We start from the raw sequence: 8,982 nt of genomic DNA, 5'->3' as shown, positions 1-8,982 counted from the left end.
CCTTTCCATCAGCTCACCAGGACGTTTAATCTGCCGTCTCAGGGTATCGAAATTACGCTCATTGAGCCACATATCGTAGACCGGTCGGAGTGTCGGGTACTCACCGTCAATGCCTCGGATCTGTCTGTTCTTGCATGTTTTTTACATCATCCAGGAAGGCGTCAAAAGTTTCAAAAGGCCATGCCGCCAGATATGTCTAGTCACGAAAATCGCTCGCTTTGCAGTACGCTTCATAACCATACTTTGCATGGCAAACAACATTAAGACGTTCTGAACAAATTATTATTTAAATAACCTGAGCCAGACGACGTATCCCATCAACAAGTGCCTCTGCCGGGTGATTTGCAAAACCAATCAAAATCCCCTGTCGGCTGATATCTCCCTGGTAATAACGGCTCAGTGATAGTATTCCCATCCCCAGTGCTCTGGTTTTTTCCTCGACATCATTTCCGATCAATCCGTTTTGTAGCCAGCACACAATATGAACGCCAGAGTCAGAAGGCTGAACAATCATTTTATCAGCAAGGTATTCTTGAATAGCATTGACCAGCGCAGTTCTTCTTTCATAACACGTCTTGCGAATTCGACGCACATGACTGGCATAATGCCCATCCTCAATAAAACTCGCCATCATTGCCTGCTCAAGATAGCTGGTGCCGAGATCTGTAAAATATTTCGTCACCATAATCTGTTGTTGTAAACCTGGCGGGACAACTAAAAAACCTAAACGGAACTCTGGATACATCATTTTCGAAAATGTACCGGCATAAATAACCCGTTGATTATCATCTAATCCCTGCAATGCCTGTAAAGAGCGATCGGCATAGCGGAACTCGCTATTATAATCATCTTCAAATATCCATGCCTGGTTTGACTTCGCCCATTCCAACAGCTCAAAACGCCGGGATAAACTCAATGTTCCACTTAATGGATATTGATCCGACGGGACAACATAGGCCAACTTAGCGTCAGGGAAATGATCAATACCATAGCGGACGTTCATTCCTTCGCTGTCTACCGGTACCGGCCTCACAATTGCGCCAACAGACATAAAAGCCCCTCGTGCGCCTTTGTAACCCGGTTCATCCAGCCAAACTTCATGGCCTGTCAACAGCAGCGCTCGTGCGGTAATGTTCAATGCTTGTTGGATACCATTTACGATGATTATCTGCTCTTCGTTACAGTTCACTCCACGCGTTGTTTTGATGTAACGACAAACCGCTTTTCTCAAAGGAAAGTATCCGCAAGGGTGAGTGTGGGCCCCCAATTGGTGCCGGGATTGTCTCCAGATCCGTTGCAGTAATTTGCCCCATAGTGCGTGCGGGAAGAGATCCGTACAGCCAACACCAACCGCAAATAGACGGTTCATGCCGCGCCCTTCATACTCATTTGACCATAAATCGCGCACAGGATTATTTTGGCCATTTACCTGTTCATCAGGCGCGACGACTTCCCCCGACGCTATCATTGGATAGCTATTGCTGATACTCCGATCCGGAATATTGTGCGCAACATAGGTTCCAGACCCTTTCCGGGTCAAAATATACCCTTCATCTAATAGCCTGTCATAACCGGCAATCACTGAATTTCGTGAAATTGCCATCATCTCGGACAACGCCCGGGTTGAAGGCATCTTTGTTCCTGTTGGTAATCGGCCTGCAAGAATGTGTTCACGAAGAGCATGATAAACCTGTTCCTTCACGACACCTTTTCCTAAAACAAATCCTTGAAATAAAGGTGCATTATTTTTCTTCATTGTATTAACCTTTATGCTAAAAGTGGATCCTATCAATAGGTAAAAAGTGTCTCTTTACCAGAATTTATAAAGCCCCTAGGATCATACTCCTGAGACATTATTCTTATACAATATCAGGAGAAATATATGAATAGCAAAAATACTATTACTATTGCAGCTGCAGAACAAGAAGATTACTCCAGCTGGCTTCCTTTATGGATAAACTACCAAACATTTTATCGTACTAAAATTTCAGATGAAGTAACGAAATTAACATGGGAGCGTTTTCTGACGCCAGACGAACCAGTTTATTGTGCAGTTGCCAAATATGATGGTAAAATTGTGGGCCTGGTGCATTATGTTTTTCACCGTTCAACCTGGGCAGAATCAAACTATTGCTATCTCGAAGATCTATTTGTTAGCGAAGAAGTGCGCGGTCAACATATCGGTAAACAGCTGATCGAGTATGTTCAAAAGCAAGCCCAAAAAAACCATGCGTCAAGATTATACTGGCACACGCATGAAACCAACCTGCGTGGACAAAGACTGTATGACTGGGTTGCCAAAAAGAGTGGGATGATTGAATATCGTATGTGAGAGAAATAATACTTTTCACAGACGTTAATCATTCAGTTTAAAAAAATCAAAGATTAGCCTCTGAGTAGATATACTCAGAGGATGTACTGATAACTCATCACCCCGGTCTTAATTCGATGAAGAAAGAACGTTTCACAACCCTTCGATGTGGGATGGCAGGTGTCCATGCGGTATCTGCCGATACGTCCTTCCGGTTTGGGCGTCATACTCATGATCAGTTCGGCATTGGCTTAATCGTTCGTGGAGCTCAGGTTTCGATGAGCGGGCGCGGTAGGGTAGAAGCTGTAGTGGGGAATGTGATCACCGTTAATCCTGGTGAAGTCCATGATGGCTCACCTTTGGGAACAGAAAGCAGGTCGTGGCGCATGCTCTATTTCGACCCCACCGTTTTGTCCGGCGCCATGCAAGTTCTGACGGAAAGTCGCTCTGGCTGCGTTGAGCTATCCAGCCCAGTATTTCGTAATCGTGAGCCTGCGGCCCATTTCTCGACACTCTTTCGAATTCTGACGGATTCCCGCGGCGGGCACAGCGAAATTGAACAGGAAGAAACCCTGCTCTTTTTACTGGCAGGCTTACTCGCAAGCCCGCGTATTGAGAAAAAAGGCGTACCAAAATCAATTATCCTGGCAAAGGAGCGTATTGATGATGACCCCTCATTACCGTTATCACTCCATGAGCTTTCAGCTCTGGGAGGCGTGAGTCAGTTTCAGCTACTACGCGCTTTTTCTACAGTCACAGGGCTTACTCCACATGCTTATCTTATCCAGCGGAGACTGCAAAAGGCGAGGCAGCTTATCGCTGGAGGAATGTCTCTTACTGATGTCTCCTATACCGCCGGTTTTGCAGATCAAAGTCATATGACGCGACTTTTTGTTCGTACTTATGGCATAACGCCCGGCGCCTATGCTGCAGCGATAAAGTAAGCTGCAATTTTATTCAATACACCAATCGTGACACTCGGCATGCTGCTGGAAACATTCCGGAAGAGAGATTTGCCAATGTCACTATTCTACCCTCCCCTCATTCGTAATCATGTTGAACGACTCTACACTGGAATAATTCGTGCGGATGGCATTATTCCCCGTACCAACCTCGCTGCGCAGACTCAGTCGCCCCGTTACATCGAGTCCGAAGTAAAAGTCTGTGGGGGAAATTCATTATGACGCTTGAGTTTCTCCTTACCACTCTCATTATCGTGGCATCTCCAGGGACTGGCGTACTCTATACTGTCGCCACGGGCATTTCAGATGGTGCTCGCGTAAGTATAATTGCTGCATTGGGTTGCACGCTGGGTATTGTTCCGCACATATTAACAGTTATTACAGGACTTGCTGCAATACTGCATACCAGTGAAATGGCCCTTCAGATAATTAAATATTTGGGCGTAGCATATCTGCTTTATATGGCATGGAAAACGCTTAATGAAAATAAAAATCTGAATATGGCTAGTAAAACTAAAAAACAGAGTTTAAGGCAAGTTATAACCTCGGCGATACTTATCAATCTACTCAACCCTAAACTCTCCATGTTTTTCCTGGCATTCTTACCGCAGTTCGTTATTAAAGGTGAGATCTCACCTGTTTCTCAGATGCTGGAAATGAGCCTGATTTTTATGGTTATGACTTTCTTTGTATTTACCGTATATGGAATTAGTGCAGCCAGCATACGCCAGCATGTGGTTGCTAATGCTGCTGTGCAACGTTGGGTATTGCGTTTCTTTGCTGTTGCGTTTGCCGGGCTTGCCGTTAAACTGGCATTGATGCAAATCTAGACGTCAGATGAACTCATGATAAATAAAAGCCAATAGTTAATTTTCCAAATAAAAACCAGTGATAAGCAAATTCTCAAGCATCAATAAGGTAAAGAGCCGGTATGGCAACGATAAAGGATGTTGCAGAGTTAGCAAGAGTATCCACCGCAACCGTTTCACGCGTTATTAATCAAACTGCATGGGTTGAACCGGTGACGCGTGAGCGTGTTGAAAAAGCTATGCGCGAGCTGAACTATCATCGCAATGCCGCCGCAATTGCATTAGCGAAACGCAGCGGGGACATGCTCGGGTTATTGACCGGCAATCTTGCCGATCCTTTTTTTGCCAGACTTGCCCGAGGCGTGGAAGAAGTATCACGCCAGCAGCAATTTCGGCTGATGGTATGCAGCGGTGGCCACGATGAAGGAATGGAAAAATCCGGGCTCGATTTCCTGATCAACCAGGGCTGTGAAGCTATTGTGGTCCATGCCAGTAGGCTCTCCGAAAAAGAACTGTTGCGATATGCCGCGCATTTCCCGGCCATGGTCGTCGTGAATCGCTATATTGCCGGGATGGCCAATCGCTGCGTATGGCTGGAAAATAGTCAAGCAGCTAAAACAGCCACGCTACATCTACTGGAACAAGGACACCGTTGTATTGCCTGCGTGACAAGTGATTTACCGATTATCGATCGTCGTGAGCGGCTGGAGGGCTATCAGTTGGCGCTGGCCGAATATGGCATTACGCCAGATAAAAACTGGGTTATTAGCGTCCCCTTCAATGAAGAGGGGGGCGAACGCGCTGCGCATCAGTTGCTAAATTGCGGCATCCCTTTCACTGCAGCGGTGACATTTAACGATGTGATGGCCGCCGGGATTATGCGCATCCTTCATCAACAAGGAATTACACTACCACAGCAGCTTTCAATCGTTGGGTTCGATGATGTGGTGATGGCGCGCTATCTCTATCCCGCGCTGACAACAATGCATTACCCCGTTGAACGGATGGCGCGCTGTGCTTCGCACCTGGCGATACAGCTTTTTAAGGGCGCAACCCAGCGTCCCAGTGTGAATAGCTTCACTGCGGATCTGGTGATCCGCGATTCTGTTCTTCCCCCCGTCATCAATGCGTAAATCGTCAAGCCCCTGAATTGTGATCGACTTCAAGTTTAACGTTCTCATGTAATCGCTTACATGAGGGCCAATGAACGATCACAGTCAGGCCTAAGGGTGTTCTCTACTCTTGAACGACCTTACAGACTGGAGATTCATGAATGAATGCCTCTCAAAATCAGAAAAAAACGCTCTCATTTGGACTGGCAGCGATCCCTATTTTAGCCATGCTCCTGCTATTAATTATTGGCTACGGCATTATGGGGTTACGCATTGAACCTTTGTTACTGTGCTCTGCCGCTGTCGCCGCAGGGATGGCCTGGTGGCAAGGGTATTGCTGGGAAGACATCATTAATTCGGTGGTCGATAAACTCGCCAAAGCAATGCCGGTTATTATGATTCTTATCTGCGTTGGCGGCCTGATTGGAACATGGATGTTTAGCGGCACCATCCCTTATATGGTGTACTGGGGACTTAAACTCATCAGCCCCGAATACATTCTCATCGCCGCCTTCTTTTTGACCAGCGTCGTATCCGTATGTACCGGAACCTCCTGGGGTTCAGCCGGAACGGTGGGCGTAGCATTGATGGGGGTTGCCGCCGGACTGGATGTCTCGATGGCAGCGGCTGCGGGAGCCGTTGTTTCAGGTGCTTACTTCGGCGACAAGATATCGCCGCTGTCAGACTCAACTAACTTTGCGGCCATTGTCGCAGATACTACCCTTTTCGAGCATATTCAGCACTTATTGTGGACCACAATTCCCAGCTTTCTGCTTGCAGCCGTGGTTTATTTAATTGCGGGCCACAGCAATATGCTGGGCGAGGTCGCCACGCCACAACGGGTGACCGATATTGTCAACGCCCTGGAGTCGCTGTACCACTTCAATATCATTCTGATTTTGCCGCCAGTAATCGTTTTATGGGGGGCGATTCGTAAAAAACCGGTCATTCCTTTAATGCTGAGCGCGTGCGTATTAGCCCTGATTCTGGGCGTTGTGATGCAGGGACTTAGCATCAAGCAAGGACTGGATGCCTTTATTGATGGCTTTAATATTACGATGTTCCCGCAAGGGAGCGAGGGCATTATTGCGGATGTACCACGCCTGCTTAACCGTGGCGGAATGTTCTCAATGATGAGCACTATCCTTCTGGTATTTTGCGCATTCTCTTTTGCCGGGGCTTTAACGTTAACGGGGGCGCTCAACATTCTTATTAACCGCCTGTTGACCGTCATTCACAGTGTCGGTCAGCTAATTGCGGCGACCATTGGAACCACCATTCTGGTGACAGGTGCGACAAGCGACGGCAAACTCGCTCTTCTGGTTCCAGCTGAATTATTTAAAGACGCTTACCGTCGTATGGGACTGGATACTAAAAATCTGTCCCGCACCATTGAAGACGCGGGCACAGTTATTGAGCCGCTATTGCCGTGGACCTCTGCCGGAGTCTATATGGCAACGACATTAGGCGTGAGCACGCTGGATTTACTGCCATGGGCAATTCAGTGCTATGCCGCAATCTTCTTCGCCTTGATTTATGGTTTTACAGGAATCGGTATCGCAAAAGCGCCATCAGCGGCAGGTACAGCTAAAAAAATTACGGCAACAGAATAGGGAGAGCATGTAATGGATTTTAATAAGGTTATCGATCGCCACAATACCGGTTCGCTGAAATGGGACTTTATGACGCGATATTTCGGCGAAGATACACATGAACTGTTGCCAATGTGGGTTTCTGACTTTGACTTTGCTTGCCCCCCTGCCGTTCAGGAGGCTTTAACACTCCGCGTCGGGCACGGCATTTTTGGTTACAGCGAACGCCCACAAAGTTACTTTGATTCATTAAACTCATGGTTCTCCACCCGCCATCAACTGGAAATAAAGCAGGAATGGGTCTGCAGCATTGAAGGTGTCGTTCCGGGGTTATCTCTACTGGTGCAAATGCTGAGTCAACCCGGTGAAGGCGTGGTCGTTCAGGGGCCGTACTACGGGTCATTCGCCAAAATTATCACTCTGAACGGCAGGAAGCTCCTGGAAAACCCATTATCTGAGGATCCGGTTACGGGTTATCAAATAGATTTTGTGCACTTGGAAATGTTATTCCGGACTGAACGCCCACCGTTGATGATTTTATGTAATCCGCATAACCCAACCGGCCGTTGTTGGTCTGCGCAGGAGCTGGAACAGCTACTCACCTTATGTGAGACCTATAATGTTACGTTGCTGTCTGATGAAATATGGGCTGATTTATTACTGCCAGGTGAAAAATTTACTTCAGTTCTGCATCTGGGAGCGCGCTGGCATTCGCGCGTTATCTCTGCCACCTCCGCCAGTAAAACGTTTGGTTTGTCGACACTACGCATTGCTAATTTTCTGATACCGGCACCGGCATTGCGTGAACACTTTTTACGCCGTCTGGATGCCCATGGGCTGGATGTGTTCAATGCGCTATCCGTCGAGGCAAGTACGGCAGCATGGCAGCATGGCGCGCCCTGGTTAGACGAGTTACTCGATTATCTGGCTGAAAATCGACGCTGGTTTATTCAACAGATTAATGAATATCTCCCGTGGGCTCGGGTTGTTCCTTCCCAGGGTACGTATCTGCTGTGGATCGATTGCAAAGCGCTTGGACTGGATGATGAGCAACTCAAAGGGGTTATGCTTGATGTTGCCGGTATTGCGCCTTCAATGGGAAATAGCTTTGGTTCGGCTGGCAAAGGTTTTATTCGCCTGAACATGGGATGTCCACGCGCCTACCTCGAAAAAGCGATAGTGGGGTTGAAGCGTATTACAGTTTAATCTTCCTGCAAAAATAAAGTAAAAATCCCCGCCATCCGATGAGGATGCGGGGACATTCACAAAAATCATAGAGAGCTAAAATTATTTAGCTCGCCGTTATCATGCTTAAAGGTCTTTTATTTCGTAGTCCGGTAGATGACATTGCGTAATAAAAGCATTCAGCGTTTCGATATCCGGCAGTGCGGTCAGCGCCCCCTTGCGGGTTGTCGCGAGCGCTCAACAATTGATCTAGCCCCCTAAGTTCTCTCGTCATTGGGTGTATATTTATTAACCACCCCTCTAACAAAAGGAACGTTGTATGACAGAGCATGAACGGTTTTGCCAGGCCTGCGGAATGCCAATCTCCGGTAGTGATGCCAACGTTGCCAGCAATCAATATTGCACCTGGTGTAGTGATGCCGACGGTAATTTGAAATCCTGGGATGAAGCCGTTGCAGGTCTGGCGGCGTTTCTCGACTCATGGCAAAAGGTCGGCCCGGAAGAGGCGCGTATACGTGCTAAGCGTTATCTTACAGCGATGCCCGCCTGGGCGCATAAGGCGGATAACCACTGAGCCTTCTGGCATCATGAATATGAGGGACAGTATGTTTTCTTACATTATGTTAGGTACCAACAATCTCCCACGCGCCATTCAGTTTTACGATCCGCTAATGGAACTGCTTGGGCAACCGCAGGCCGGGCGTAATGAAGAAGGGGCGTCGTGGGGAACATTCAACGGCAACCACACCGTTGGACTGTGCATCGGCAGCCCCTTCGATCGACAACCTGCCAGCGTTGGTAATGGCACGATGGTGGCGCTGAATGCACGTTCCGTCGAGCATATTGAGCAGTTGCACACCCTCGCGCTCAGCCTAGGCGGCACAGATGAAGGCGCGCCGGGTCACAGGCCGCAGTATGGTCAGGGATTTTACAGCGCCTACGTACGCGATCCGGACGGTAACAAGCTCGCGTTTATCTATTACGCGAACGTAGCCTGAAGGAGTCTTTATC

10 protein-coding genes are annotated in these 8,982 nt (G+C 47.9%); 9 read left to right on the top strand and 1 reads right to left on the bottom strand.

From position 1 onward, the window contains the following. Positions 1-264: hypothetical protein (locus JSN25_RS10110; RefSeq protein WP_204525686.1), on the top strand; the 264-nt coding region annotated here is incomplete at its 5' end. Between the two features lie 22 nt (positions 265-286). Here the strand turns inward: JSN25_RS10110 and pdxR are convergent. After that, positions 287-1,756: a MocR-like pyridoxine biosynthesis transcription factor PdxR gene (gene pdxR, locus JSN25_RS10105; RefSeq protein ID WP_204525685.1), complete on the bottom strand. Its 1,470-nt coding sequence runs from the start codon at positions 1,754-1,756 to the stop codon at positions 287-289. A gap of 126 nt (positions 1,757-1,882) precedes the next feature. Between pdxR and JSN25_RS10100 the strand changes: the two genes are divergently transcribed. The 8 genes from JSN25_RS10100 to JSN25_RS10065 all read left to right on the top strand — a co-directional run bounded on the left by JSN25_RS10100 (position 1,883) and on the right by JSN25_RS10065 (position 8,969). Continuing rightward, positions 1,883-2,332 (top strand): GNAT family N-acetyltransferase, encoded by a 450-nt coding sequence (locus JSN25_RS10100; RefSeq protein ID WP_038637894.1) that lies wholly within the window; start codon positions 1,883-1,885, stop codon positions 2,330-2,332. A 116-nt stretch (positions 2,333-2,448) separates the two neighbouring features. Further along, the gene (locus tag JSN25_RS10095) at positions 2,449-3,255 is read left to right on the top strand and encodes an AraC family transcriptional regulator (protein ID WP_199952392.1); all 807 of its coding nucleotides are present in this window, start codon (positions 2,449-2,451) and stop codon (positions 3,253-3,255) included. A gap of 236 nt (positions 3,256-3,491) precedes the next feature. Next, positions 3,492-4,103 (top strand): LysE family translocator, encoded by a 612-nt coding sequence (locus JSN25_RS10090; RefSeq protein WP_069323883.1) that lies wholly within the window; start codon positions 3,492-3,494, stop codon positions 4,101-4,103. A gap of 101 nt (positions 4,104-4,204) precedes the next feature. Further along, the gene (locus JSN25_RS10085; RefSeq protein ID WP_038637887.1) at positions 4,205-5,215 is read left to right on the top strand and encodes a LacI family DNA-binding transcriptional regulator; all 1,011 of its coding nucleotides are present in this window, start codon (positions 4,205-4,207) and stop codon (positions 5,213-5,215) included. 140 nt (positions 5,216-5,355) lie between these two features. Further along, positions 5,356-6,807, top strand: a complete 1,452-nt coding sequence (gene nhaC, locus JSN25_RS10080; RefSeq protein ID WP_038637884.1) for a Na+/H+ antiporter NhaC — start codon at positions 5,356-5,358, stop codon at positions 6,805-6,807. A 12-nt stretch (positions 6,808-6,819) separates the two neighbouring features. Further along, positions 6,820-7,992, top strand: coding sequence for a MalY/PatB family protein (locus tag JSN25_RS10075; RefSeq protein ID WP_204525684.1), 1,173 nt, complete (start codon positions 6,820-6,822; stop codon positions 7,990-7,992). Positions 7,993-8,290: 298 nt separating this feature from the next. Beyond that, positions 8,291-8,545 carry a zinc ribbon domain-containing protein gene (locus JSN25_RS10070; RefSeq protein ID WP_038637880.1) on the top strand — a complete coding sequence of 85 codons (255 nt, stop codon included), beginning with the start codon at positions 8,291-8,293 and terminating at the stop codon, positions 8,543-8,545. Positions 8,546-8,576: 31 nt separating this feature from the next. Continuing rightward, a complete protein-coding gene (locus tag JSN25_RS10065) occupies positions 8,577-8,969 on the top strand; it encodes a VOC family protein (RefSeq protein ID WP_110498689.1) in 393 nt (130 codons plus the stop codon). Positions 8,970-8,982: the final 13 nt, after the last annotated feature.

This window comes from Citrobacter cronae (assembly GCF_016893685.1).
In the GTDB taxonomy this organism is placed as follows: domain Bacteria; phylum Pseudomonadota; class Gammaproteobacteria; order Enterobacterales; family Enterobacteriaceae; genus Citrobacter; species Citrobacter werkmanii.
This window is presented reverse-complemented; position numbering and strand designations above follow the sequence as displayed.

Coding starts and splice junctions, on each gene's coding strand:
- nhaC (WP_038637884.1), top strand. CDS start 5,356: ATGAATGCCTCTCAAAATCAGAAAAAAACGCTCTCATTTGGACTGGCA.
- JSN25_RS10075 (WP_204525684.1), top strand. CDS start 6,820: ATGGATTTTAATAAGGTTATCGATCGCCACAATACCGGTTCGCTGAAA.
- JSN25_RS10070 (WP_038637880.1), top strand. CDS start 8,291: ATGACAGAGCATGAACGGTTTTGCCAGGCCTGCGGAATGCCAATCTCC.
- JSN25_RS10085 (WP_038637887.1), top strand. CDS start 4,205: ATGGCAACGATAAAGGATGTTGCAGAGTTAGCAAGAGTATCCACCGCA.
- JSN25_RS10095 (WP_199952392.1), top strand. CDS start 2,449: ATGAAGAAAGAACGTTTCACAACCCTTCGATGTGGGATGGCAGGTGTC.
- JSN25_RS10090 (WP_069323883.1), top strand. CDS start 3,492: ATGACGCTTGAGTTTCTCCTTACCACTCTCATTATCGTGGCATCTCCA.
- pdxR (WP_204525685.1), bottom strand. CDS start 1,756: ATGAAGAAAAATAATGCACCTTTATTTCAAGGATTTGTTTTAGGAAAA.
- JSN25_RS10100 (WP_038637894.1), top strand. CDS start 1,883: ATGAATAGCAAAAATACTATTACTATTGCAGCTGCAGAACAAGAAGAT.
- JSN25_RS10065 (WP_110498689.1), top strand. CDS start 8,577: ATGTTTTCTTACATTATGTTAGGTACCAACAATCTCCCACGCGCCATT.